Source organism: Amycolatopsis thermalba, from assembly GCF_003385215.1.
In the GTDB taxonomy this organism is placed as follows: domain Bacteria; phylum Actinomycetota; class Actinomycetes; order Mycobacteriales; family Pseudonocardiaceae; genus Amycolatopsis_E; species Amycolatopsis_E thermalba.
In genome coordinates this window covers 1-25392 of the sequence record NZ_PQHW01000036.1, presented here as the reverse complement: position 1 = coordinate 25392, position 25392 = coordinate 1, and the positions used below count along the sequence as shown (strand labels likewise).

Annotated in this window: 25 protein-coding genes; 22 read left to right on the top strand and 3 right to left on the bottom strand. The window is 71.4% G+C overall.

Translation table 11 applies throughout. From position 1 onward, the window contains the following. From hpt to folK, 10 genes are all read left to right on the top strand, one after another. Window positions 1-555, top strand: coding sequence for a hypoxanthine phosphoribosyltransferase (gene hpt / locus D0D15_RS16535; protein ID WP_094005619.1), 555 nt, complete (start codon window positions 1-3; stop codon window positions 553-555). Between the two features lie 136 nt (window positions 556-691). After that, window positions 692-1060, top strand: a complete 369-nt coding sequence (locus D0D15_RS16530; protein ID WP_020422650.1) for a hypothetical protein — start codon at window positions 692-694, stop codon at window positions 1058-1060. 19 nt (window positions 1061-1079) lie between these two features. Further along, the gene (locus D0D15_RS16525) at window positions 1080-2405 is read left to right on the top strand and encodes a hypothetical protein (RefSeq protein WP_094005620.1); all 1326 of its coding nucleotides are present in this window, start codon (window positions 1080-1082) and stop codon (window positions 2403-2405) included. 37 nt (window positions 2406-2442) lie between these two features. Beyond that, window positions 2443-3243, top strand: coding sequence for an ESX secretion-associated protein EspG (locus tag D0D15_RS16520; RefSeq protein ID WP_115944546.1), 801 nt, complete (start codon window positions 2443-2445; stop codon window positions 3241-3243). A gap of 79 nt (window positions 3244-3322) precedes the next feature. Beyond that, on the top strand, window positions 3323-4126 hold the full coding sequence (locus D0D15_RS16515) for an ESX secretion-associated protein EspG (protein ID WP_094005622.1): 804 nt from the start codon (window positions 3323-3325) through the stop codon (window positions 4124-4126). Window positions 4127-4325: 199 nt separating this feature from the next. Further along, entirely contained in the window at window positions 4326-6680 is a 2355-nt protein-coding gene (ftsH, locus tag D0D15_RS16510; RefSeq protein ID WP_115944545.1) for an ATP-dependent zinc metalloprotease FtsH, read from the top strand. Further along, a complete protein-coding gene (gene folE / locus D0D15_RS16505) occupies window positions 6670-7272 on the top strand; it encodes a GTP cyclohydrolase I FolE (protein ID WP_198958236.1) in 603 nt (200 codons plus the stop codon). Before ftsH ends, folE begins: the two co-directional genes overlap by 11 nt. Beyond that, the gene (folP, locus tag D0D15_RS16500; RefSeq protein WP_094005624.1) at window positions 7269-8102 is read left to right on the top strand and encodes a dihydropteroate synthase; all 834 of its coding nucleotides are present in this window, start codon (window positions 7269-7271) and stop codon (window positions 8100-8102) included. Before folE ends, folP begins: the two co-directional genes overlap by 4 nt. After that, window positions 8095-8457 carry a dihydroneopterin aldolase gene (gene folB, locus D0D15_RS16495; RefSeq protein WP_094005675.1) on the top strand — a complete coding sequence of 121 codons (363 nt, stop codon included), beginning with the start codon at window positions 8095-8097 and terminating at the stop codon, window positions 8455-8457. The genes folP and folB overlap by 8 nt, the downstream gene beginning before the upstream one ends. Next, the gene (gene folK / locus D0D15_RS16490; RefSeq protein ID WP_094005625.1) at window positions 8454-8942 is read left to right on the top strand and encodes a 2-amino-4-hydroxy-6-hydroxymethyldihydropteridine diphosphokinase; all 489 of its coding nucleotides are present in this window, start codon (window positions 8454-8456) and stop codon (window positions 8940-8942) included. The genes folB and folK overlap by 4 nt, the downstream gene beginning before the upstream one ends. A 7-nt stretch (window positions 8943-8949) precedes the next feature. On the opposite strand, the gene D0D15_RS16485 is transcribed toward folK, so the two are convergent. Continuing rightward, window positions 8950-9879 (bottom strand): helix-turn-helix domain-containing protein, encoded by a 930-nt coding sequence (locus D0D15_RS16485; RefSeq protein WP_094005626.1) that lies wholly within the window; start codon window positions 9877-9879, stop codon window positions 8950-8952. Between the two features lie 61 nt (window positions 9880-9940). Here D0D15_RS16485 and D0D15_RS16480 point away from each other — a divergent pair, with 61 nt between their 5' ends. The 7 genes from D0D15_RS16480 (at window position 9941) to D0D15_RS16450 (ending at window position 16913) form a co-directional block, all read left to right on the top strand. After that, window positions 9941-10402: a DUF3180 domain-containing protein gene (locus D0D15_RS16480; RefSeq protein ID WP_094005627.1), complete on the top strand. Its 462-nt coding sequence runs from the start codon at window positions 9941-9943 to the stop codon at window positions 10400-10402. Between the two features lie 69 nt (window positions 10403-10471). Beyond that, entirely contained in the window at window positions 10472-12208 is a 1737-nt protein-coding gene (locus D0D15_RS16475) for a DUF6779 domain-containing protein (protein ID WP_115944544.1), read from the top strand. Between the two features lie 386 nt (window positions 12209-12594). Next, window positions 12595-13701, top strand: a complete 1107-nt coding sequence (locus tag D0D15_RS16470) for a PrsW family intramembrane metalloprotease (RefSeq protein WP_094005629.1) — start codon at window positions 12595-12597, stop codon at window positions 13699-13701. Window positions 13702-13796: 95 nt separating this feature from the next. Then, window positions 13797-14741, top strand: a complete 945-nt coding sequence (locus D0D15_RS16465; protein ID WP_420836361.1) for a Rossmann-like and DUF2520 domain-containing protein — start codon at window positions 13797-13799, stop codon at window positions 14739-14741. Beyond that, a complete protein-coding gene (panC, locus tag D0D15_RS16460) occupies window positions 14738-15622 on the top strand; it encodes a pantoate--beta-alanine ligase (protein WP_094005631.1) in 885 nt (294 codons plus the stop codon). Before D0D15_RS16465 ends, panC begins: the two co-directional genes overlap by 4 nt. A gap of 2 nt (window positions 15623-15624) precedes the next feature. Then, window positions 15625-16122, top strand: a complete 498-nt coding sequence (gene panD / locus D0D15_RS16455; RefSeq protein WP_094005632.1) for an aspartate 1-decarboxylase — start codon at window positions 15625-15627, stop codon at window positions 16120-16122. A gap of 5 nt (window positions 16123-16127) precedes the next feature. Continuing rightward, window positions 16128-16913 (top strand): type III pantothenate kinase, encoded by a 786-nt coding sequence (locus D0D15_RS16450; RefSeq protein WP_094005633.1) that lies wholly within the window; start codon window positions 16128-16130, stop codon window positions 16911-16913. On the opposite strand, the gene D0D15_RS16445 is transcribed toward D0D15_RS16450, so the two are convergent. Beyond that, window positions 16910-17212 (bottom strand): hypothetical protein, encoded by a 303-nt coding sequence (locus D0D15_RS16445; protein WP_233157280.1) that lies wholly within the window; start codon window positions 17210-17212, stop codon window positions 16910-16912. The two genes, D0D15_RS16450 and D0D15_RS16445, sit on opposite strands and share 4 nt — an antisense overlap. A 382-nt stretch (window positions 17213-17594) precedes the next feature. Between D0D15_RS16445 and lysS the strand changes: the two genes are divergently transcribed. The 3 genes from lysS (at window position 17595) to D0D15_RS16430 (ending at window position 20355) form a co-directional block, all read left to right on the top strand. Then, window positions 17595-19106 carry a lysine--tRNA ligase gene (gene lysS, locus D0D15_RS16440; protein ID WP_094005634.1) on the top strand — a complete coding sequence of 504 codons (1512 nt, stop codon included), beginning with the start codon at window positions 17595-17597 and terminating at the stop codon, window positions 19104-19106. Between the two features lie 143 nt (window positions 19107-19249). After that, window positions 19250-19603 (top strand): histone-like nucleoid-structuring protein Lsr2, encoded by a 354-nt coding sequence (locus D0D15_RS16435; protein ID WP_017985420.1) that lies wholly within the window; start codon window positions 19250-19252, stop codon window positions 19601-19603. Window positions 19604-19764: 161 nt separating this feature from the next. Further along, entirely contained in the window at window positions 19765-20355 is a 591-nt protein-coding gene (locus D0D15_RS16430; RefSeq protein ID WP_341867305.1) for a TIGR03086 family metal-binding protein, read from the top strand. Window positions 20356-20381: 26 nt separating this feature from the next. Here D0D15_RS16430 and D0D15_RS16425 read toward each other — a convergent pair whose 3' ends face one another. Next, window positions 20382-21119, bottom strand: coding sequence for a (2Fe-2S)-binding protein (locus tag D0D15_RS16425; RefSeq protein WP_094005636.1), 738 nt, complete (start codon window positions 21117-21119; stop codon window positions 20382-20384). Window positions 21120-21496: 377 nt separating this feature from the next. On the opposite strand from D0D15_RS16425, the gene D0D15_RS16420 reads away from it, so the two are divergent. Continuing rightward, entirely contained in the window at window positions 21497-24049 is a 2553-nt protein-coding gene (locus tag D0D15_RS16420) for an ATP-dependent Clp protease ATP-binding subunit (protein ID WP_094005637.1), read from the top strand. Window positions 24050-24149: 100 nt separating this feature from the next. Then, a partial coding sequence (locus D0D15_RS16415; RefSeq protein WP_244214962.1) for an Hsp70 family protein occupies window positions 24150-25392 on the top strand: 1243 nt, incomplete at its 3' end.

Genomic DNA, 25392 nt, shown 5'->3' with positions numbered 1-25392 from the left:
GTGTACGAAGGCGAGATCGCCTCCGTCCTCATCACCGAGCAGCAGATCAACGACAAGATCACCGAGCTCGCCAAGCAGATCGCCGCCGACTACGAGCGCGAGACGTCTGCCGGCGACCTGCTGCTGGTGGGCGTGCTCAAGGGCGCCGTCATGTTCATGACCGACTTCGCCCGCGCGCTGCCGATGCCGGCGCAGCTGGAGTTCATGGCCGTCTCCTCGTACGGTTCGTCCACGTCGTCCTCGGGCGTGGTGCGGATCCTCAAGGACCTCGACCGGGACATCACCGGACGGCACGTGCTGATCGTCGAGGACATCGTCGACTCCGGACTGACCCTGTCCTGGCTGCTGAAGAACCTGGCGAGCCGCAACCCGGCGTCGCTGGAGGTCGTCACGCTGCTGCGCAAGCCGGAGGCGGTCAAGGTGGACGTGCCGGTGCGCTACGTCGGGTTCGACATCCCGAACGAGTTCGTCGTCGGCTACGGCCTGGACTACGCGGAGCGCTACCGCGACCTGCCCTACATCGGCACGCTCGATCCGAAGGTGTACGGCGCCTGAACACGGTGCGTGAGCACCGGAAAATCGTGAACCCGAACGTGCCGGAACGCGTCATAAGTGTCGGTGCGGTGCGTTAACCTGTGCGAACGAGGGTGACGCGCCGCAATGCGGTACGGACGTGGGGTAGGGAGAACTGATGGGGAGCTACGCGGACGCCGCGGCGTTCCGGAACGCCGCTGTCAACGGCCAGCTGGGGGTCGACCCGGATGCCGCGCAGGCGGTTCTGAAGAAGATCCGCCTCGGCAAGGACCAGGTGGAGAACCTGCTGCGCAACGCCGGGGCACTGGCCGAACCGCCGAAGCTGGGCAACAACCCGGTGGGCAACGCCATCGCCGCGAAGTTCGTGCAGCGCGCCGACGGGGGCGGCGAGTCGTACGCGACCGCGCTGCGCAACCTCTACAACCAGTACCAGCAGGCCGAGGACGCCATCGTCGCGGCGATGAGCCACTACGACAAGATCGAGCAGGCCGCCGAGGACGCGCTGGCGTCCGGGCGTCAGGTCTGAATCCGGGGGGACGATGACGATGACTTCTCCGAGCAGCGAGCCCAGAGGCGAGGCCGTCCAGCTGGGCGACAACGGCGAGTCCGCCGCGCTGGTGCAGCAGGCGCGCAACAGCGCGGGCGGGTTCACCTACGGCGGCGACCGCGCCATCGGCAGCCCGCCGAACTGGGCCTCGCAGGAGAGCAACCAGCTCTACCTCGGCGCCACCCAGAACAACGACCCGGCCACGGCCGAGGCCACCGGGCGGCAGTGGCAGTCGCACGGCGAGAGCCTGCACCAGGCGGCCGACGACCTGTACAACGCGATCACCGAGCTGGGCAACGCGTGGATCGGCCAGGGCGCCGGCTCCGCGCAGGGCGCGCTGGTCGGCATCGCGAACTCCAGCAAGCAGGCCGGCGACGCGGCGCACACCATGTCCCACCGCATGGCGCAGCAGGCCGCCGCGGCCGCCGAGGTCAAGAAGATGCCGGCGCCGAAGGAGTTCGACCCGGCCAAGCAGACGGCGGCGATGCTCGCCGGCGGCCCGGCCGCGATGGTCGCCGACATGAAGGTGCAGGCCGACGAGGCCCGCGCCGTGCACGCGCAGCAGGTCCAGTACTTCAACGCCTACACCCAGGCGATGTCCGAGGTCGACAGCGCGACCCCGAGCTTCGGCCCGGAGTCGCTCGGGCTGCCCGCGGACGGCCGCTTCGGCAGCACCTCGGCGCAGTCCGTCGGCGCCGGTTCCGGCGCGGTGCCGGGCGGTCTCGGTTCGGTCGGGATCGGCCCGGTCGGCGGTGTCACCGCCGGGCTCCCGGGCGGCGGCACGGGTGCCTTCGCCGCCGGTGGGCAGCCCGGTGGCGCCCCGGGGCCGCACGGTGTCCCCGCGCCTCCGGCGCAGGCGCCCGGCGCGGTCTCCGGTGCCGGTCAGGCCGCGGCGCCGACCTCGTCCGGCGGCGGCGGTTCGGCGGCGCTGGGCGCGGCGGTCGGCCTGGGCGCCGCGGGTCTGGCCGCGGTGGGCGGCAAGGCCGCGCTCGGCCGGGGCAGCAAGTCCGGCGCCAAGGAGCGCCCGGCCGGCGACGAGACGGCGGCCAGTTCCGACCAGTCGCAGCAGGCCCACGGCGCCGCGCAGCAGCAGGCCCAGCAGAGCCTGATGAGCACCAGTGGCACCATCGGCGGGGCGGGCACCCCGCCGCCCGCCTCGGGCATGGGCGGCGGCATGGGGGCCGGCGGCGCGCAGGGTGCGGAGGACGAGGAGCACACCAGGGCTTCCTTCCTCGTCGAGGCCGACCCGGACGAGGCGTTCGGCGCCAACGTGGCGACCGCGCCGCCGGTCATCGGGGCCTGGAACGACGAGGACGACCGCTGATCCGGCGCAACCGCGCGAACCCGGAAAGAGGGACTTGATGGTGCGAGCGGAGCTGCTCACTCCGCTGGAACTGGACTTCCTGTGGGAGTCTTTCGGAGCAGGTGAACTGCCGTACCCGCTGGAGGTGCGCTCGCACGGCGCGACGATGGACGAGCGCGCCCAGCTGCGGCGGCAGACCCTGGACCGGCTGGCCGTGCTCGGCGCGGCCGACGGCCGGGGCCGGCCCGCGCCGCACGTCGAGGAGTTCTTCGAGGTGCTGTCGGGGTCGGAGACCAGCCTGGACAGCGTGCACATCACCGCGCCCGACGCGCGTCCGCTGCTCGCAGTGGCGGCGGCGCTCGCCGGGCGCGGTGTGCTCGCGGTGCACGACGACCGGGGCTTCCACTTCCAGCCGATGCCTGCGGACGGTCTCGCGAGCGCCATCGTGTCGCTGCTGCCCGCCGCGCCGCGGGGCACCGAGAAGTCGATCACCGTGCCGCTCGAGCAGCTGATGACGGCCACCGGGGCCGACTTCCTGCAGCGCCGCACCGCGGGCGGCGACCGCACCGGCGCCGACGACGATCGCAAGGCGCTGGCCCGGCTGCAGGCCCAGCCGCGCCTGCGTGGCGGGCAGATCGGCGCCAACGCCCGCAGCCGCAGCGGCGCGAAGACCAGGCCACCGGTGCTGAGCTGGTTCGACACCGACAGCGGCCGCTACTTCACGCAGGCCAGCCGAGGCCACGACGGACGCGACTGGATCACCATCGCCCCCGCCGACGCACCGACCCTGAGGCACCGCCTCGGCGAGATGCTGGCCCGTGCTGCCGGTGAGACCCTGACGCCGGGAGGTGCGTGGTGAACCGCTTCGCGCTGGCTGGGTTCGGGCGTGGGTGGCTGGCCGTCGCGTCCGGTGAGATCTCGACCCTGGAGAGCGCCTGGTGAACCGCCCCGAGTTCTTCACCCCGATGACCTTCGACTTCCTCTGGGAGGCGGTCGGCATCGGCGAGCTGCCCTACCCGCTGCAGGTCCGCTCGCACGGCGCGACCATGGACGAGCGCGCGAAGCTCCGCCAGCAGGCCCACGAGGAGTTGAAGGCCCGCGGCCTGCGCGACCACTACGGCCGCCTGGAACCGCGGGTCGAGGACTGGTTCCGGGTGCTCTCGCAGCCGACCACCAGCATCGACGCCGTGCACATCCCGGACTTCCAGGTGCCGCCCGTTTCGATCCTCGCGGCCACCGACGGCACGCTGGGCGTGGTGGCGATCCAGGACGCCGACGGCATCTGGATCCGGCCCGCCTTCCCCGAGGGGCTGGCCTCGACGGTCGTCGACCTGCTGCCACCGGGCACGCGCGGCACCGAGGCTTCCATCACACTTCCGGTCGACGAGGCACTGCGGATCCAGCCGGCCCGGGCGGCGGTCCCGGTCGGCGGCGACGCGAAACCACGGCGCCGGTCGCTGTCCGAGGGCTCGTCGGACCCGCGCGAGGCCTACGCCCGGCTCGCCGGCCAGCCCCGGCTGCGCGGCGGTCAGCTCGCCGCGAACAGCCGCTCCGAGGTGAGCGGTCGTCGCAGGTCACCGGTGCTGGGCTGGTTCGACACGGCCACCGGCCGGTACCTGAGCCTGTCCCGGCCGGGCGCCGACGGGCGCGAGTGGGTGACGGTGTCCTCGGCGGACGCGAAAACGCTGCGGACCAGGCTCGGCGAGATGGTGGCGAGCGTCACATCCGACCCGGGCTACTGACCCGGACCGCCCCGGGGAACCCGAACGCGACACCGGCCGTTGACCTGCTTGAGACTCGTGCAGGTGCCCATGTCGGCCGGACTGTACCCTGGATGGACGGGGTGTTCCTCGCACACCGCAAGTTGTTGTCTACACCGTGACGGCGGATGTGACATCTACCGCCTAGCCAGGGAGGGTCGAGGCCGAACGGCCGAGGCATATGGACCGGAAGCGCCTGCTCAGGAACCCGCTGCTGTGGATCGTCGCGGTTGTGTTGATCTTCCTCGCGGTCAACACCCTTTTCGACAGCGACCGTGGTTATACCCAGGTCCCCACTTCACAGGCGATTGCCCAGATCAACGGCAACAACGTGAAGGAAGCCAACCTGGAGGACAAGGAGCAGCAGCTCAAGCTGTCGCTCACGAACAAGATCGACGTCGACGGCCAGCAGGTCGACCAGATCATCACCTCGTTCCCGTCCCAAGGGGCGCGACCGATCTACGACCTGTTGATCGACAAGCAGAACGTCAAGTTCAACACCACGGTCACGCAACAGGGCTTCTTCACGCAGATCCTGTACTACATCATCCCGCTCGGCCTGCTGCTCCTGCTGCTGATGTGGATGATGAACAACGCCCAGGGCGGCGGCAACCGCGTCCTCAACTTCGGCAAGTCCAAGGCCAAGCAGCTGAACAAGGACATGCCGAAGACGACGTTCGCCGACGTGGCAGGTGCCGACGAGGCGGTCGAAGAGCTCTACGAGATCAAGGACTTCCTGCAGAACCCGGCCCGCTACCAGGCGCTGGGCGCGAAGATCCCGAAGGGCGTGCTGCTCTACGGCCCGCCCGGCACCGGTAAGACGCTGCTCGCGCGAGCCGTCGCCGGTGAGGCCGGCGTGCCGTTCTACACGATCTCCGGTTCGGACTTCGTCGAGATGTTCGTCGGTGTCGGCGCCTCCCGGGTCCGCGACCTGTTCGAGCAGGCCAAGCAGAACGCCCCGTGCATCATCTTCGTCGACGAGATCGACGCGGTCGGCCGCCAGCGGGCGGCCGGCCTCGGCGGCGGTCACGACGAGCGCGAGCAGACGCTGAACCAGCTGCTCGTCGAGATGGACGGCTTCGACTCGCGCGGCGGCATCATCCTGATCGCCGCCACCAACCGCCCGGACATCCTGGACCCCGCGCTGCTGCGCCCGGGCCGCTTCGACCGGCAGATCCCGGTGTCCGCGCCGGACCTGGCCGGCCGCCGCGCCATCCTCGAGGTGCACTCGAAGGGCAAGCCGCTGGCCCAGGGCGTCGACCTGAACGCGCTGGCCAAGCGCACCGTGGGCATGTCCGGTGCCGACCTGGCCAACGTCATCAACGAGGCCGCGCTGCTCACCGCCCGCCAGAACGGGCACGTGATCACCGACGCCGCGCTGGAGGAGTCGGTCGACCGGGTCATCGGCGGCCCGGCCCGCAAGAGCCGGATCATCTCCGAGCAGGAGAAGAAGATCACCGCCTACCACGAGGGCGGGCACGCGCTGGCCGCGTGGGCGATGCCGGACCTGGAGCCGGTCTACAAGCTGACCATCCTGCCGCGCGGCCGGACCGGTGGGCACGCGCTGGTCGTCCCCGAGGACGACAAGCAGCTGATGACCCGCTCCGAGATGATCGCCCGGCTGGTGTTCGCGATGGGTGGCCGCACGGCCGAGGAGCTGGTGTTCCACGAGCCGACCACCGGTGCGTCCTCCGACATCGAGCAGGCGACCAAGATCGCCAAGGCGATGGTCATGGAGTACGGCATGAGCGCCCGCCTGGGTGCCGTGAAGTACGGCCAGGACCAGGGCGACCCGTTCCTGGGCCGCTCCGCCGGGCGCCAGGCGGACTACTCGCTCGAGGTCGCGCACGAGATCGACGAAGAGGTCCGCAAGCTCATCGAGACCGCGCACACCGAGGCGTGGGAGGTGCTCAACACCTACCGCGACGTGCTCGACGAACTCGTGGTGGAGCTCCTGGAGAAGGAGACGCTGACCCGCAAGGACCTCGAGCGGATCTTCGCCACCGTCGAGAAGCGGCCGCACATCACCGTGTTCAACGAATTCGGTGAGCGCACCCCGTCGGACAAGCCGCCGGTCAAGACCCCGGGTGAGCTGGCGATGGAACGCGGCGAGCCGTGGCCTCCGCCGGAGAAGAAGCCGGCGCCGCGCCAGGTGCCGACCCCGGTCGGCACCGCGCCGGGCGGCAGCGACCTGCCCGGTGGCCCGCCGTACAGCCAGCCGGAACCGCCGTCGAACCCGTACGCGCCCCCCTCGGGCGGGAACTACCCGCCGCCGCCCAACGGTGGCGGCCGCCCGTACGGGCCGAACGGCACCGGCCAGTGGCCGCAGCCCTACAACGGGGGCAACCAGTCCGGCCCGCCGAACTACGGTGCGCCTCCGGGCTGGACCCCGGCGACCCAGCCGGGTGGCCAGACGCCGTGGCGCCCGAACCAGAGCGAGCAGCCGCGGCAGGGTGACTGGTTCGGTGGCTCCGAGGAGGGCCAGGGCCAGCACCGGCGGAATTCCGACGAGCAGGACGGTCAAGATCGACAGTGAGCTGACGCCCGAGGAAGGACCGGTCTTCGATCAGGCGCGCGCCGAGAAAGCGGTGCGTGAACTGCTGGAAGCCGTGGGCGAGAACCCGGACCGGGAGGGCCTTCGGGACACCCCGGCCCGGGTGGCCCGTGCCTACCGGGAGATGTTCGCCGGGCTGTACACGGACCCGGCGGAGGTGCTTTCGCGCACCTTCGACGAGTCGCACGAAGAGATGGTGCTGGTCACCGACATCCCGATGTACAGCACGTGCGAGCACCACCTGGTGCCCTTCCACGGCGTCGCCCACGTCGGCTACATCCCGAACAGCCACGGCAAGGTCACCGGCCTGTCGAAGCTGGCCCGGCTGGTCGACCTCTACGCCAAGCGCCCGCAGGTGCAGGAGCGGCTGACCTCGCAGATCGCCGACGCGCTGGTGCGCAAGCTGGAGCCGCGCGGCGTGATCGTCGTGGTCGAAGCCGAGCACCTGTGCATGTCGATGCGCGGCATCCGCAAGCCGGGCGCGCGCACCACCACGTCGGCGGTGCGCGGCATGCTGCAGACGTCGGCGACCTCCCGGGCGGAGGCACTGGAACTGATCAAGGGCCGTCGATGACCACCGGGGTGCCGGACCGCTGTCTGGTGATGGGCGTCCTGAACGTCACGCCGGACTCGTTCTCCGACGGCGGCCGGTACCTCGACCTGGACGCGGCGCTGGCCCACGCGCACGAGATGTGGAAGCGCGGCGCGGACATCATCGACGTCGGCGGCGAGTCCACGCGTCCCGGCTCGTCGCGAGTGGACGCGGAGACCGAGATCGCCCGCGTGCTGCCCGTCGTGCGCACGCTGGCGGCCGACGGCCTGCGGCTCTCGGTGGACACCACGCGTGCGGCGGTCGCCGAAGCGGCGCTCGACGCGGGGGCGGAGATCATCAACGACGTGTCCGGTGGCCTGGCCGATCCGGACATGGCGAAAGTGGCCGCGACCAGCCAGGCGCCGTGGGTGCTGATGCACTGGCGCGGGCACAGCAAGGACATGAACGCGCTCGCGAAGTACGACGACGTGGTCGCGGACGTTCAGCGCGAGCTGCGGGGGCGGATCGACGCGGCGCTGGCCGCCGGCGTCGCGCCGGAGAAGATCGTCATCGACCCGGGCCTGGGGTTCGCGAAGCGCGCCGAGCACGACTGGGCGCTGCTGAACGGGCTCGAAGCGTTCCTCGACATGGGGTTCCCGGTGCTGGTCGGGGCTTCGCGCAAGCGGTTCCTGGGCAGCCTGCTGGCGGACGCCGACGGCTCGCCGCGCCCGCCGGACGGCCGGGAGGACGCGACGGCGGCGGTGTCCGCGATCGCCGCGGTCAAGGGGGCGTGGGGCGTGCGGGTGCACAACGTGGGTTCGTCGCTGGACGCCGTCGCGGTCGCCGCGGCGTGGAGGCGTGGGCGTGCCTGACCGGATCACGCTCACCGGGCTGCGCGTGTTCGGGCGGCACGGGGTGTTCGAGCACGAGAAGCGGGACGGGCAGGAGTTCGTCGTCGACATCGTGGCGTGGCTGGACCTCGCGCCCGCCGCCGCATCGGACGATCTGACGCAGACCCTGCACTACGGCGAGCTGGCGCAACTGGCGGCCGACATCGTCGGCGGCGAGCCGTACGACCTGATCGAGAGCGTCGCGGGCCGGATCGCCGACGAGGTGCTCGAGGATGCGCGCTTGTCCGCGGTGGAGGTGACCGTGCACAAACCGTCCGCGCCGATTCCGTTGAACTTCGCCGACGTCGCCGTGACCGTGCACCGGGAGCGCGTGTGAGGGCGGTCCTGTCGCTGGGCTCCAACCTGGGCGACCGGTTGGCGTACCTGAAGTCCGTGGTGGACTCCCTGGGCTCCGCGGTGGTCGCGGTGTCCAGTGTGTACGAAACGGCGCCGTGGGGCGTCGAGGACCAGCCGGACTTCCTGAACGCCGTGTGCATTGTGGACGATCCGGCGCGGGACGAGTGGGCCTGGCTGCGGGCGGGCCAGGAGCTGGAACGCCGGGCCGGCCGCGTGCGCGAGCTCCGGTGGGGCCCGCGCACGCTGGACGTGGACGTGGTGACGGTGGACGGAGTGCGCTCGGACGATCCGGAGCTGCTGCTGCCGCACCCGGGCACCCCCGAGCGCGCCAGCGTGCTGATCCCGTGGCTGGAGATCGATCCCGACGCGGTGCTGCCGGGCCACGGCCCGATCGCCGAGCTGTTGCGGGCTCGCCCCGATTCGGACCGTGCCTCGGTGAACCGCCTGTACCCCTTCCCCCGCTGACCCCGGGTCAGGCGCGGAGCGCCGCCGTCAGCCACTCCACGGCGGGGACCCGCGTCGGCACCTCCGGCCAGCCGTTCATGATCGCCATCAACTGCCAGTACCGCTCGGCCCGGTGATCGGTCCCGACGGCGATCCGGTCCGCCACCGAATTCCGGAACGCGGGATCATCCGGATCCTGCCCCTCCGGCGCCCGCACCCGGGCGATGTCGTCGGCCAGCGCGCGGCCCTCCGCCGAGTCCGGCGACAGCCCGGCCTCCAGCGCCTGGTGTGCCCGCTCGCTCCACTCGATCCACTCCGCCTGCGCCGGTACGGTCGCCTCGCCGGCCCGGAGGTCGTCGGCGTGCCGTTCGCTCATCCGCCGGGTCACCGCGCGGAACCGCGGATCCTGGATCAGCTCGGCGAACTCGATCCACGCCTCCAGCTGCTCGGGCGACGGATCGTCGGGCAGTTCGGGCTTCGCCGCCCGCATCCGCTCGTAGAACTCGGCGTCGACGGGCAGGCCCTCGGTCACCTCCTGCCAGAACTCGTCGAGCAGACGGGCCCGCTCCTCGTCGGACATCGTCGCCAGCCTGGTCATCAGCTTCACTTCCGCCAGCTCGGATTCGCGTTTCACGACCGCACGCAGGACCGCGCGCCGCAGCCGCAGCCTGCGGATCTGCTCGTCGAGCGCGTCGATGTGCCGCCGGGCCAGCCGGGGGACGCTCGTCTCCCGCGCCAGCACCGCCGACACGTCGACCAGCCCCAGACCGAGCTCGCGCAACGTCTTGATCAGTTCGAGCCGGGCCATGGCCGTGACGTCGTAGAGCCGGTAGCCGGAACTCGTGCGGTCGGCGGGCGGGAGCAGCCCCTCGTCGGAGTAGAACCGGATGGTCTTGACCGGCAACCCGGTCCGCCGGCTCAGCTCGCCGATGGTGAACGTCCCGTCCGCGCGTCCCATGCTCAACCCTCCGGCCAGTGGAGAGTCAACTGTGCCACGATCACCTGGGTACCGTGGCGGTATGCACTTCACCCGGCCCCGTGAACTGGTGATCGCCGGGCTGATCGGGCTCGTCGTGGCGTACCTGCTGTTCCGGTTCGCCTACGGGGACCTGCCCCGCGTGCCGCGCCCGGTCGGCATCACGCTGTTCCTGCTCGCGGTGATCGAAGTCGCACTGGCGTTCACGATGCGGTCCCGGGTCCGGTCCGGCCGGCTCGTCAACGCGGTCTCGGCGGCGCGCACGGTCGCGCTCGCGAAGGCCTCCTCGCTCCTCGGCGCGATCATGCTCGGCGCGTGGGCCGGGATCGCCGGCGCGCTGATCCCGCGGGCGTCGGAGCTGGCCGCGGCGTCGAGCGACCTCCGCAGCGTCGCGATCGGGGCGGTGTGCGCGGCGATGTTGATCGCCGCGGCGCTGTGGCTGGAGCACTGCTGCCGCACCCCCGAGGACGACGAAAGTGATCCCGATCATCACCCGACCGGTTAACGCGGGGAACCGACCGCTCGAAGTACCAACTAGGTCTCAGACGCATAACTAGCGGGTACGGTGTTGGTCATGACTGGCGAGGGTGACGAGACGCGCGGCCGCGTCGTGGACAGGCCGTGGTTTCTCATCGGCCTCGTCCTCGCGGTCGGCGCCACGATTCCGCTGGTACTGGCCGACGACATCCGCTACGTGCGGCTGGGCATCGTCGCCGCGTTGTGGGCGGCGCTGATCGGCGCCTTCCTCGCCGTGCGCTACCGCCGCCAGGCGACGACCACAGAGGAGGCCGTCGCGCAGGCGCAGGAGGTCTACGAGCTGGAGCTCGAACGGGAGATCGCCGCGCGGCGCGAGTTCGAGCTGGAGGTCGAAGCCGAGACGCGGCAACGGATCGAGTCCGAGTCCCGCAGCGAACTGGACGCGCTGCGCTCGGAAATCGCGTCGCTGCGGGACAACCTGCAGAGCCTCTTCGGTGGCGAGGTGCTGCTGGAGCGCGTCGCGCTGACCGCGCAGGCGACCCGGATGCGGGCGCTGCGCGAGGAGCAGCGGGTCGTCGAGTCCGGCACGAGCCAGCCCCCGCAGCTCACCGCCGCGAAGAAGCGGGAGATCACCGACCGGCCGACCGAGTTCATCGAGCGGGTGCGGGAGAAGGAGCCGGTGCGTTCCGGTGGCCGCCCGAGCGCGCCGGAGCCGCGGCGGCCCGAGGTGTCGATGGACCTGCCCGTCCGCCGCGGCGCCGCCGCCGAGCCGGTGGACCCGGAGCGCACGCGGGTCCAGCCGGCGGCGAAGAAGCCGCAGGCCCGCCCGGTCGAACCGAGCCGTCCCGCGCCCAGCCGTCCCGAGCGGGTGCGCCCGGCCAACGCGACGGCGCCCGTCAAGCGTGAGCCGCCGCGAGCCGAGCAACCGACGCAGGTGGCGAAGGCCGTCGACGCGGACCGGACGCCGCGCGCCGAACGCTCCGCGACCGATCTGTCCGCCGCGTTCCCGACGCGCGTGACGCGACCGGTGCAGCCCGAGCCGCCGCGTGCGGAGCCGGTGGCCGCGGTGCCGGAGGACCATCCGGTGGTCAACGAGACGTTGCCGGTCGAGGTCCGGCGGCTGGCGCAGCAGGGCAGGCCGGGGGGCCGTCGCCGCCGCGCGGAGGAGGACGAAGCGCCTGCCGGCCGCCGTCGCCGCGCGGCGGACGAGGCGGGCGCGCCGATGCCGGAAGCCGAGGAGGCGCCGGGCCGGCGTGCGCCGGATGCCGATGAAGCGCTACCGAGGCTGTCGGCAGCCGAGACACCCGGGGGCCGCCGCTCGGCGGGTGCCGCGGTGACTGGGGACGACGGGTTGGCTGGCCGCCGCTCGGCGGGTGCCGCGGTCACTGGGGACGGCGAGCTGGCGAGCCGCCGCTCCGCGGGAGCCGCGGTCACTGGGGACGACGGGTTGGCTGGCCGCCGCTCGGCGAATGCCGCGGTCACTGGGGATGACGAGCCGACGGGTGGGCGCTCGGCCGCGGGTGCCGCGGTCACCGGCCGTCGGTCGGCTGATTCGAGTGGGTACCGGTCCGCCGCCGCGATCTCCGGGCGCCGCTCGGCCGAGGCGACCGGCGCGGCCGAGGCCACCGGCCGCCGCCACCGCCCCGATGACGAGCCACGGACCAGCGCGAGCACCGGCCGCCGCGCGAAGCCCGAGCCGGAGGCCCCTCGCGGCCGCCGCGCCGCCGTGGAGGAGGACACCGGATCCCACTCGGCGGGCCGCTCCGTGAGCGAACTGCTGGCGGCCAACGGCAAATCGGCGACCCCACGACGACGCCGCCGCGCCGAGGACTGACGCGGGAGCCAGCGGGGCGGGTCGTTCGGTGAGCGAGCTGCTGGCGGGTAACGGGGATGCCCGCCGCGCCGAGGACTGACGCGGTAGTCACCGGGGCAGGCGGGCCGCTCGGTGAGCGAACTGCTGGCGGGCAACGGGGATGCCCCGCCGCGCCGAGGACTGACGCGGTAGTCACCAGGGCAGGGAGATTCCGGCGCGCGAGGCCGCCACACCGTTGTCGTGGTCGTGGCTCCCGGGGGACCAGCACCGGCCGCAGGGCAGTGGGTTGATGCCTCGGCCACCGTGCCGGCCAACAGCCCACCGGAGCGGGGGCGAGGTGGGGCCCGCCCGCTGAACCCGTCACCGTAAAGTGCCGGGCTGTGACGGCACCCCCTCGCAGGCTCACCGTGCTCCTGCCCGTGCTCGGCCTCGTCGTCCTGGCCGTGTGCGGGCTGACCGTCCTCGGCCTGGTCACCGTGCAGATCGGGCCCGTCGCGGTGGCCATCGGCGTCGCCGCGGCGCTCGTTCCCGTCGCGGTCGTCGTGGCGACCATCCTGTGGGCCGACCGCTGGGAGCCGGAGCCCGCGAAGCTCCTCCTCGTCGCCTTCTGCTGGGGTGCCTGCGTCGCCGCGATCACCGCCCTGCTGATCAACAACACCGCCGAAACCGTGGGCGACCTGCTCCTCGGCGAGGGCAGCGGCAGCAAGCTGTCCGCGCTCCTGTCCGCCCCGCTCGTCGAGGAGGCCGCGAAGGCCTCGTTCGTGCTCGCGATCCTCCTCCGCCGCGCCGACGAGTTCGACGGGATCATCGACGGTGTCGTCTACGCGGGCTTCACCGCCGCAGGCTTCGCGTTCACCGAGAACATCTACTACTTCGGCCGCGCCTTCGCCGACTACGGCTTCGGCGACGCCACCAGCACCGGCGTGATCGCCGCGTTCGTGCTGCGCGGCGTGATGTCACCGTTCACGCACCCGCTGTTCGCCGCCATCACCGGCATCGGCCTCGGTTACGCCGCCCGCGCCGACAACCGCACCGTCAAGGTCCTCGCCCCGCTCGGCGCCTACCTCGCCGCCGTCCTGCTGCACGCCCTGTGGAACGGCGCGGCCGTCCTCGGCGGCGCCCAGACGTTCCTCAACGTCTACTTCCTGATCATGGTGCCGATGTTCGTCGCGGTCGTGATGCTCGTCCTCCTGCAGCGCCGCCGCGAGCAACGCATCGTCACCGCCGCCCTGCCCGCCATGGTCCAGGCGCGGCTGATCGCGCCGTCGGAGGTCGAGCTGCTGTCCACGCTCGCCGGCCGCCGCGAGTGGCGCCGCCAGGCCCGCCGGCAGTCCGGGCGGGACGCGGCGAAGGCCGTCGCCCGCTACCAGGCCAGCGTGACCGAACTCGCGTTCCTGCGCCGCCGCCGGGCGACCCCGGACCACGAGAAGCGCAAGCGGGAACTGCTCGCCGCGCTGTGCTCGTCCCGGGCCGACGCGGTCCGGCTGGCGGGTGAAGGCAGTCATACCGGGTAAACCGGGTCGGGTGAAGCTGGTCACCTGCCGCCGACCCGGGGCGTTTCCGCGAGCTACCCTCGCCCCGTCGTCCGGTACCCGCGCCAGGAGCGGGACTGGAACGAGCCGAGGAGTTCTGCTGCCATGAGCGTCCACAGGGGCACGCCGTGAGTCGTCCCGCCAGGCTCGGCGTCGGGGTGATCTCCGCCGGCCGCGTGGGCAGCGTCGTCGGCGCCGCGCTGGCCCGGTCCGGGCACGCCGTGGTCGCCGCGTCCGGTATTTCCGCCGCCTCCCAGGCCCGCGCCGAGCGCATGCTGCCCGGTGTCCCGCTGAAACCGCCGGACGAGGTCGCCGCGGCCGCCGACCTCGTGCTGCTGGCCGTGCCCGACGACGAACTCGCCGGCCTGGTCCGCGGCCTGGCCGCCACCGGGTCCTGGCGTCCCGGCCAGATCGTCATCCACACCTCCGGCGCGCACGGCCTCGACGTGCTGGCCCCGGCCGCCGAAGCCGGTGCGCTGCCGCTGGCCCTGCACCCGGTCATGACCTTCACCGGCCGCTCCGAGGACCTGGACCGGCTGACCGCGTGCAGCGTCGGCGTCACCGCCGCGGCCGGCGACGAGGCCGCGTGGAGCGTCGGGGAGGCGCTGACCGTCGAGATGGGCGCGGAACCGGTGCGCGTGCCGGAAGCCGCCCGGGCGCTGTACCACGCGGCGCTCGCGCACGGCGCCAACCACCTGATCACGCTCGTCGAGGACTGCGCGGACCTGTTGCGCGGCGCGGGAATCGGCAACGCCGAGCGCATGCTGGGCCCGCTGTTGTCGGCGGCGCTGGACAACGCGCTGCGGCACGGTGACCGGGCGCTGACCGGTCCGGTCGCCCGCGGCGACACCGGTACGCTGCGCAAGCACCTCGGCGTGCTCGAAGCCACCGAGCCCGCGATCGTGCCCGCCTACACCTCGCTCGCCCGGCGCACCGTGCAGCGAGCCGAAGCGGCCGGCCTGCTCGACGCCGGTGCCGCCGCCGAGATCACCGAACTCCTCGAAAGGCCGGAACACCCGTGACCACACCGAAATTCAGCCGCGGGCAGCTGAACACCTACCAGACGCCCGGCGACGTCCACCGGGTCACCGCGGCGCTGCGCTCGGTGGGCCGCAAGGTCGCGCTGGTGCCGACCATGGGCGCGCTGCACGCCGGCCACCGCGAGCTGATCCGCCGTGCCAAGCGGCTGCCGAACACCGTCGTCGCCGTCTCGATCTTCGTGAACCCGCTGCAGTTCGGTGAGGGCGAGGACTTCGACGCCTACCCGCGGCCGCTGGAGCGGGACCTGGAGATCCTCGCCGAGGACGGCGTCGAGATCGCGTTCGTGCCCAAGGTCGGCGACCTCTACGCCGAGGGCCACGCGGTGACCCTGCACCCCGGCCCGCTCGGCGACGAGCTGGAGGGCGCGCACCGCCCCGGCCACTTCGCCGGCGTGCTGACGGTGGTGGCGAAGCTGTTCCACATCGTCACGCCCGACTACGCGTTCTTCGGGGAGAAGGACTACCAGCAGCTGGTCCTGATCAAGCGGATGGTGCGCGACCTGAACCTGGACGTCCGCGTGATCGGGGTGCCGACGGTCCGGGAGGCCGACGGGCTGGCGCTGTCCTCGCGCAACGTCTACCTCACGCCGGAACAGCGGGAATCGGCGGTGGTGCTGTCCGCGGCGCTGGCGGCGGGCGGGCACGCCGGTCCGAACGGCGCGGAGGCGGTCCTCGCGGCGGCGCGCGAGACGCTGGCCGCTCGTCCCGAGGTCGACGTCGATTACCTCGAATTGCGGGGAACCGATCTCGGTCCCGCACCCGTCGATGGGGAAGCACGGTTGCTGATCGCCGCCCGCGTGGGGCGGACCCGGCTGATCGACAACGTCCCGGTGGTGCTGGGCGCGTCGGAGGAAGAGAGATAACCATGTACCGCACGATGCTGAAGTCGAAGATCCATCGCGCGACGGTCACCCAGGCCAACCTGCACTACGTCGGGTCGGTCACGATCGACGAGACGCTGATGGAGGCGGCCGACCTGCTGCCCGGCGAGCAGGTGTCCATTGTGGACGTCACGAACGGCGCGCGGCTGGAGACCTACGTCATCCCCGGCGAGCGGGACAGCGGCGTGATCGGGATCAACGGCGCGGCCGCGCACCTGGTGCACCCGGGCGACCTGGTCATCCTGATCTCCTACGGGCAGATGGACAACGCCGAAGCGGCCACCTACCAGCCGCGGATCGTGTTCGTCGACGACGAGAACCGGATCAAGCACGCCGGCAGCGACCCCGGCCACGCGCCGGCCGGGTCGGGTCTGGTGAGCGGCAGCATCCCGATCGCGTCGCCGGACCGGGAGAACCCGTTCCCGGTCGCCGAGACCGTCGACGCGGCGCGCCTGGACGCACTGCTGCACGCCGAGAGCTGACGCAGGTGCTCCTGACGATCGACGTCGGCAACACGAACATCGTGCTCGGCCTGTACGAGGGCCGGGGGGACGCGGCCAAGCTCGTCGGCGACTGGCGGATGCGGACCGACGCGCAGATGACCGCCGACGAGCTGGCGCTGACCATGCGCGGCCTGCTCGGCGAGCACGCCGACGCGATCACCGGGATCAGCGCGCTGTCGACCGTGCCCGCGGTGCTGCGTGAGATGCGGGTCATGCTCGCGCGCTACTACGCGCGGGTGCCGAAGGTCGTCGTCGAGCCCGGCGTGCGCACCGGCGTCCCGCTGCTGGTCGACAACCCGCGCGAGGTGGGCGCGGACCGGCTGGTGAACACCCTGGCCGCGCACCACCTGTACCGCACGGCGTGCGTGGTCGTGGACTTCGGCACCTCGACCAACGTCGACGTCATCTCCGCGAAGGGCGAGTTCCTCGGCGGCGCGTTCGCGCCGGGCATCGAGATCTCGGTCGACGCGCTGGCCTCGCGCGCGGCGGCGCTGCGCAAGGTCGAGCTGGTCCGGCCGCGGTCGGTGATCGGCAAGAACACCGTGGAGTGCCTGCAGTCCGGCATCGTGTTCGGGTTCGCCGGTCAGGTCGACGGCCTGGTGCGGCGGATCGTGCGGGAGCTGACCGCGCGCACGCACGAGCCGGTCACGGTGCTCGCCACCGGCGGCCTGGCGCCGCTGGTGATCGGCGAGTCGGAGACGATCACCGAGCACGTGCCCGACCTGACGCTGCTGGGCCTGCGCCTGGCCTTCGAACGCCAGGCGCGTTAGCGGCGGACCGCGCGCAGCACGGTCGTCACCAGCGGCAGGTCGAATTCGCCCCCGGCGGTGTCCGGGTGGGTGCGGAGGAATTCCAGCAGCTGCTCCCGCGTCCGCGCGCGCTCGCCGGCCTCGGCGACGATGAGGTGGGAATGCGTGGAGATCGTTTCGACCAGGCTTTCGGGCGTGCGGCGGTGCGCGTGCCGGAAAGTCGTCTCCTCGAACGGACCGAACGCCGGGTGGTCGCCCCAGATCGGCCACCCACCGGGCGCCGGACGAAACCGGCGACGCGCGCCATTTCGGCGACCCACGGCACGGAATCGTCGTAGCCGTTCCACAGCCCGGCCACCACGACGCCCGGGCGCAGCACGCGGGCGATCTCGGTGAGCGCGGCGTCGACGTCGAACCAGTGGAACGCCGGCCGGCACCGGCACTCCGCTCATCGGAGGGTGTGCGGGCGCGTATGCCGAACACTGCCCGGCTTACCTGCTCGACGCGCTGCGCACCGGATGCGCCGCTTTCAAGCTGCCGAGGTGATCGATCTGCAGACCGGCTCCGCGAAGCTGTTCCAGAGCTCACGCTCCGCCGATGAGGTGGCTTCGCTCACTCGCGCGATGCCATCGGTGAACATCCGCAGGTCGATACAGGTAATCCGGTTGGCCTAGTCGGAACGGCCTTGAATACCCTGTCCGCATGACGGATTCCCCCTCCCCGGAGCGCCCGGTGCCCGCTGACGACCTGCCCGAGCAAATGCGGGTCCGTCGGGCCAAGCGCGACCGGCTGCTCGCGGAGGGCGTGGAGCCGTACCCGGTGGAAGTGCCGCGCACCCACACGCTCGCCGAGGTGCGTGCGGCCCACCCGGACCTGCCCGCCGACACGGCCACCGGCGACGTCGTCGGCGTGACCGGTCGCGTCATGTTCTCGCGCATCGGGGGGAAGCTGTGCTTCGCGACGCTGCGCGAGGGCGACGGCACGGAACTGCAGGCGATGATCAGCCTCGCGAACGTCGGTGCAGAGGCGCTGGCCGCCTGGAAGTCCGACGTCGACCTCGGTGACCACGTGTACGTCCACGGTGAGGTCATCACCTCCAAGCGCGGCGAGCTGTCGATCATGGCCGACGAATGGCGCATGGCCGCGAAGTCGCTGCGCCCGCTGCCGGTCGCGCACAAGGAGCTGGCCGAGGAGACGCGCGTCCGCCAGCGTTACGTCGACCTGATCCTGCGCCCGCAGGCGCGCGACGTGGTGCGGACGCGGGCGTCGGTGGTCCGCTCGCTGCGGGATTCGTTCCACCGCCGCGGTTTCACCGAGGTGGAAACGCCGATGCTGCAGACGCTCCACGGTGGTGCGTCGGCCCGGCCGTTCGTCACCCATTCGAACGCGTTCGACATCGATCTGTATCTGCGGATCGCCCCGGAGCTGTTCCTCAAGCGGTGCGTGGTCGGCGGGATCGAGAAGGTCTTCGAGATCAACCGCAACTTCCGCAACGAGGGCAGCGACTCCTCGCATTCGCCGGAATTCGCCATGCTGGAGTACTACGAGGCCTACGCCACCTACGACACCAACGCGGCGATGACGCGCGAGCTGATCCAGGAAGCCGCGCAGGCCGTTTTCGGTGGCCTGGAGGTCACGCTCGCCGACGGCACGCCGTACGACCTGTCCGGTGAATGGACCTCGCTGAGCATGTACGACTCGTTGTCGGACGCGCTGGGCGAAGAAGTGACGCCGGAAACGTCGGTCGAGAAGCTGCGGGGGTTCGCCTCGGCGCGCGGGCTGGAGGTCGACCCGAAACTCGGCCACGGCAAGCTGGTCGAGGAACTGTGGGAGCACCTCGTCGGCGACCACCTGCACGAGCCGACTTTCGTGCGGGATTTCCCGATCGAGACCTCGCCGCTCACCCGCCAGCACCGGACCAAGCCCGGCGTGGCCGAGAAGTGGGACCTCTACGTCCGCGGATTCGAGCTGGCCACCGGATACTCCGAGCTGGTCGACCCGGTGATCGAGCGGGAAAGATTGCTGGATCAGGCCCGGCAGGCCGCGGCAGGCGATAGCGAAGCGATGCGCCTCGATGAGGATTTCCTGCGCGCGCTCGAGTACGGAATGCCACCGAGTGGTGGCGTGGGAATGGGCATCGATCGCTTGCTGATGGCCCTGACCGGCCTGGGCATCCGCGAGACCATCCTCTTCCCCCTGGTGCGCCCCGAATAGCAGGCAGGAACTGGTCACGGTATCGGTAACGTGATTTGCGTGCTGCCCTGATTCCGGGTATTAATGTCCTAGTCAATGGCTTCTGGTCAGGGCGCCTGCCCCTGCCCGATCATTCGTGGCTGGCCTAAAACAGGAGGAAACACATGGCACAGAAGGTGCTGGTGTCGCTCATCGACGACATCGACGGCTCGGAGGCGGACGAGACCGTCGAGTTCGGACTGGACGGCATCTCGTACCAGATCGACCTGTCGGCGGAAAACGCCGAGGAACTCCGTGACGCGCTGGCCCAGTACGTCGAGCACGCGCGGCGTGCCGGTGGCCGCAAGCGGGGCACGGCGGGTCGCCAGCCGGCGGGCAAGGTGGCGGGCCGTTCCGCCTCGGTCGACCGCGAGCAGAACCAGGCCATCCGGGCCTGGGCGCGCAAGAACGGGTACCAGGTTTCCGACCGCGGGCGTATCCCGTCCGAGGTCGTGGAGGCCTACCACAAGAAGAACTGAGCACAGTTCGGGTAAAGAGGGGCGTGGAAGGGCCGCCGGGGATTCCCGGCGGCTTTTTTCATTGCGCGACAGGTTGAACACGGTTCTGTCCGCCCGGTCATTCGCGAGCGGCTGTCGCTTTTGTTCAAGACGGCGGCGCCGCCATTCGGCTGAATGGAGGCATGACAGACCTTCGACCGATGCTGGAGCGGGCCGCGCGCGAGTTCACCGCGCTGCTGCGCGCCATCGAACCCGGACAACTGGACAACCGGACGCCGTGCGCCGAATACGACGTGCGGGGCCTGCTCAACCACCTGCTCTATTGGGGGCCGTGGATGGCGGCGGCGCTGCGGCGCGAACCGGCGCCCACGGTCGCCGCCGGGGAGCGAGACACCGATCTCACGCAGGGTGACTGGCTGAGCGAGCTGTGCACGCTTGTGGATGGAATTGTGGATGCCTGTGGACGGCCGGGGGCGCTGGAGGGCACCACGAAGTTCGGCGGTTCGGAGATGCCGGCGCCGATGATCGCCGAAATGGTGCTCACCGAATGGGTGGTGCACGGATGGGACCTCGCCCGCGCAACGGGCCACCCGCTGACCGTGGACCCGGCGACGGCGGAGGCGCTGTTCACCTCCGCGCAGGCGACGGCCGAGCAGGCGCGGGAGATGAAGATCTTCGGACCGGAGGTGCCGTGCGCCGCGGACGCGCCGACGCTGGACCGGCTGCTGGCCCTGACGGGCCGCGATCCGGGGTGGCGCGAACCTCAGCGGTAGCCGCGGCGATCAGGGTGTGGTGAAAGTCACCGGCGGCAGGTGCGTGGGCAGCCCTCGCAGAGGGGCTGTTCCGGCAGCAGGTACGAAAAACAGCAGCTCTCCCGCCGCCGGGCCCACCCGTCCGCCGTCTGCTTCAGCCGGGTCGACGCCGTCAGCGGCGGGTAGTGCTCGTCGAGCACGAGGTGCGCGTCCGCGACGCCCGCCTCCTCGTTCCCGGCGTACAGCCCGGCCCACCACAGCGTGCTGTCCAGGGCATCCGTCGCCGCGGCCCACAGCATCCGCCGCCCCAGCCTGCTCAGCGGGGCGTAGGCCCGCACGAACTGCGCCGCGTGCGCCGTGTACCGGGCGCGCAGCACCGCGGCCAGCGCCTTCTCGTCCGCGACCACCGTCGCCTCGGGGCTGCCCGCCGCCGGGTCGCCGGGCAGGCAGTAGAACTCGTCCCCCAGCACCGCCACACCTTCGGGGTGCGGGCGGTCGGCGCACAGGCGGAAGGCGAGTTCACCCGGTCGCAGCATGGGTACTCGCCGTTCGTGATGGAGCAGCAACGCACCGGTGAACGCCGGCACGTGCAGGTACCACGACATGACGAAACCCGCGGTCGTCCGATCGGGCGCCTCGCCGAAGTTCGCCCGCAGCCATTCGCCCAGGAGCTTGCGCCACACGTCGAACCGCGCGGGGTCGGCCAGCAGGTCGCTGCAGCGCTGCCAGGAGCCCGTGGCGGGCAGGCCGGTGCGCACTTCCATGCGGTCCTGCAGGGCGGCCACCCTCGTGACGGACGCGTCGAGAGCGCCCAGCGCGGTGTCGATGGCGGACCTCCCTGCTCCGTCCGGGTGGTTAGGTTGGCCTTACCTTACTCATTCCGGGCGCGAGCGCCAGTCCCGTCCCCGCAACGGGGGTGTTCGCGGTGAGCGGACAAACCGGGGCTTGCGGAATCGCCGGGAGAAGTCCCGCGTTGACCCTTACGTCAGCTACCAGCGCAGACTCAGTCGCCGGGAGTTCCCGGCATCTACATCAGCTGTGACCTAATCCGCCCCAGTGGTAGTCCGGTGGGACCGCATGGCTACTACAGTGGACTCACGGTGCTGAATCCATCGCGAAGTGATGGATGCTCACCGCCGGCGCAGCAGTCGAGGGAGTGGGAATGTTCGAGAGGTTCACCGACCGCGCGAGGCGGGTGGTCGTCCTGGCCCAGGAAGAGGCCCGGATGCTCAACCACAACTACATCGGCACCGAGCACATCCTCCTGGGCCTGATCCACGAGGGTGAGGGTGTCGCCGCCAAGGCGCTCGAATCGTTGGGTATCGCGCTGGAAGGCGTCCGCCAGCAGGTCGAGGAGATCATCGGCCAGGGTCAGCAGGCGCCGAGCGGGCACATCCCGTTCACCCCGCGTGCCAAGAAGGTGCTCGAGCTGTCGCTGCGCGAGGCGCTGCAGCTCGGCCACAACTACATCGGCACCGAGCACATCCTGCTCGGCCTGATCCGCGAAGGCGAAGGCGTGGCCGCTCAGGTCCTCGTCAAGCTGGGCGCGGACCTGAACCGGGTGCGCCAGCAGGTGCTGCAGCTGCTGTCCGGTTACCAGGGCAAGGAGCCGGCCGAGGCCGGTTCCGGCCGCGGCGAGGGCACCCCGTCCTCCTCGCTGGTGCTCGACCAGTTCGGCCGCAACCTCACCCAGTCCGCGCGTGAGGGCAAGCTGGACCCGGTCATCGGGCGCGGCAAGGAGATCGAGCGGGTCATGCAGGTGCTGTCCCGCCGCACCAAGAACAACCCGGTGCTGATCGGCGAGCCCGGCGTCGGCAAGACCGCCGTCGTCGAGGGCCTGGCCCAGAACATCGTCAAGGGCGAGGTGCCCGAGACGCTGAAGGACAAGCAGCTCTACACGCTGGACCTGGGCTCCCTGGTCGCCGGCTCCCGGTACCGCGGTGACTTCGAAGAGCGCCTGAAGAAGGTGCTCAAGGAGATCAAGACCCGCGGCGACATCATCCTGTTCATCGACGAGCTGCACACGCTCGTCGGCGCGGGTGCCGCCGAGGGCGCGATCGACGCCGCGTCGATCCTCAAGCCGATGCTGGCCCGCGGCGAGCTGCAGACCATCGGCGCGACCACGCTCGAGGAGTACCGCAAGTACATCGAGAAGGACGCCGCGCTGGAGCGTCGCTTCCAGCCGATCCAGGTGGGCGAGCCGTCGCTCGAGCACACCATCGAGATCCTCAAGGGCCTGCGGGACCGCTACGAGGCGCACCACCGCGTGTCGATCACCGACTCCGCGCTGGTCGCCGCGGCCACCCTGGCCGACCGGTACATCAACGACCGGTTCCTGCCGGACAAGGCGATCGACCTGATCGACGAGGCCGGTGCCCGCATGCGCATCCGCCGCATGACGGCTCCGCCGGACCTGCGCGAGTTCGACGAGAAGATCGCCAAGGTGCGCCGCGACAAGGAGTCCGCGATCGACGCGCAGGACTTCGAGCGCGCCGCCCGGCTGCGTGACGAGGAGAAGAACCTGCTCGCGCAGAAGTCCGAGCGGGAGAAGCAGTGGAAGGACGGTGACCTGGACGTCGTCGCCGAGGTCGACGACGAGCAGATCGCCGAGGTCCTGGCCAACTGGACCGGCATCCCGGTGTTCAAGCTCACCGAGGAGGAGACCACGCGTCTGCTCCGCATGGAGGACGAGCTGCACAAGCGGATCATCGGCCAGGAGGACGCCGTCAAGGCCGTCTCCCAGGCGATCCGCCGCACCCGGGCCGGCCTGAAGGACCCGAAGCGCCCGTCCGGCTCGTTCATCTTCGCCGGCCCGTCCGGTGTCGGTAAGACCGAGCTGTCCAAGGCGCTGGCGGAGTTCCTGTTCGGCGAGGACGACGCGCTCATCCAGATCGACATGGGCGAGTTCCACGACCGCTACACCGCCTCGCGGCTGTTCGGTGCCCCTCCGGGGTACGTCGGCTACGAGGAGGGTGGCCAGCTGACCGAGAAGGTCCGCCGGAAGCCGTTCTCCGTGGTCCTGTTCGACGAGATCGAGAAGGCCCACCAGGAGATCTACAACACCCTCCTGCAGGTGCTGGAGGACGGCCGGCTCACCGACGGTCAGGGCCGCACGGTCGACTTCAAGAACACGGTGCTGATCTTCACCTCGAACCTGGGCACGTCGGACATCTCCAAGACCGTCAGCCTCGGCTTCTCTTCGGGTAACGACGAGGGATCGCGTTACGAGAAGATGAAGCAGAAGGTCAACGAGGAGATGAAGAAGCACTTCCGGCCCGAGTTCCTCAACCGGATCGACGACATCATCGTGTTCCACCAGCTCACCCAGGAGCAGATCATCCAGATGGTCGACCTGATGGCGACGCGGGTGGAGAAGCAGCTGAAGGCCAAGGACATGGCTCTCGAGCTGACCGACAAGGCGAAGGCGCTGCTGGCCAAGCGCGGCTTCGACCCGGTGCTCGGTGCCCGTCCGCTGCGCCGGACCATCCAGCGGGAGATCGAGGACCAGCTGTCCGAGAAGATCCTGTTCGGCGAGGTCGAGGCTGGTCAGATCGTGATCGTCGACGTCGAGGGCTGGAGCGGCAACCCGGAGGACCGCGACGACGAGGCGCGCTTCGTCTTCCGCGGCGAGCCGAAGCCGTCCGACGTCCCCGACGCCCCGCCGGTGAGCATCGGCGCGGGTACCCACGAGGACGACGCCGAGGGCGAGCGCTGATCTTCTAGGCCGCCGAAGCGAGTGCCCCCAGGGACTGGTTCCCTGGGGGCACTTCGCGTCCCGGGCGCCCCGATAGTGTGATCGGGCCGAGGGGAGGCTCATGAACGTCCTGTCGATCGACCTGGGTACGTCGAGCACGGTGGCCGTCCTGTCCGCGTTCGGGCGCGGGCCGCGGGTCATCGAGATCGACGGGTCGGTGACCATGTCGTCCGCGATCTTCGCGGGCGAGGACGGCACGCTGGTCGTCGGGCAGGACGCGGAGCGCCGGGCGCGCCTGGATCCGGCCCGGTTCGAGCCCAATCCCAAGCGCCGCATCGACGACGCGACCCTCCTGCTCGGCGACACCGTCGTCGAGGTGACCGACGCCCTCGCCGCGGTCCTGCGCCGCGTCGCGGAGGAGGCCCACCGCCAGCTCGCCGGGCAGCCGCTCGACCAGGTCCGCCTCTCCCACCCGGCCCGCTGGGGCGCCACCCGCCAGCAGCTCCTCCGCCAGGCCGCGATCAAGGCCGGTCTCGGCGCCGACCCGGTCCTCATCCCGGAACCGGTCGCCGCCGCCGCGCACTACGCCTCCCTCGGCCGCGCCCTCGCGCCCGGCAGCACCCTGGCCGTCTACGACCTCGGCGCCGGCACGTTCGACTGCGCCGTCATCGGCGTCACCGACCGCGGCTTCACCGTGCTGGCCGACAACGGCCTGCCGGACCTGGGCAGCCTCGACATCGATCAGGCCCTCCTCGAACACGTCGGCCGCCAGGTCTCCCACACCGACCCGGCCCAGTGGCAGCGCATGCTGCGGCCGGGGAGCCTCGCCGACTGGCGCACCCGCCGCGCCCTCCTGCAGGACGTGCGCGAGGCCAAGGAGACCCTCTCCCGCCACGCGCACACCGAAGTGCCGATGCCCGAACCGTTCGACGACGTGCTGGTCACCCGCGCCGAGCTGGAGGCGCTCGTCCGGCCGAACCTGCTGCGCAGCGCCGAGATGCTCGCCGCGACCATCCGCGACGCCGGGCGCACCCCGCAGCAGCTCACCGGCGTCTACCTGGTCGGCGGGCCGAGCCGCATGCCGCTGGTCGCGACACTGCTCGCCGAACAGCTCGGCGTCCTGCCGACCTCCCAGGACCAGCCGGAGACCGCGGTCGCGTTCGGACTGCACCACGTCCCGGCCGGCCCGCCGCCGACGCCGCCCGCGATCGACGGCCGCACGCTCCCGGCGATGGCGCCGGCCACCCCACCCGCCGCCTGGCAGCCACCGCCGCCCCGGCCGAAGCCCACGGGCGTGCGCACGCCGCTGCTCATCGGCGCCGGCGTCGGCGTGCTGGTGGGCGCGCTGGTGATCACCCTCCTGG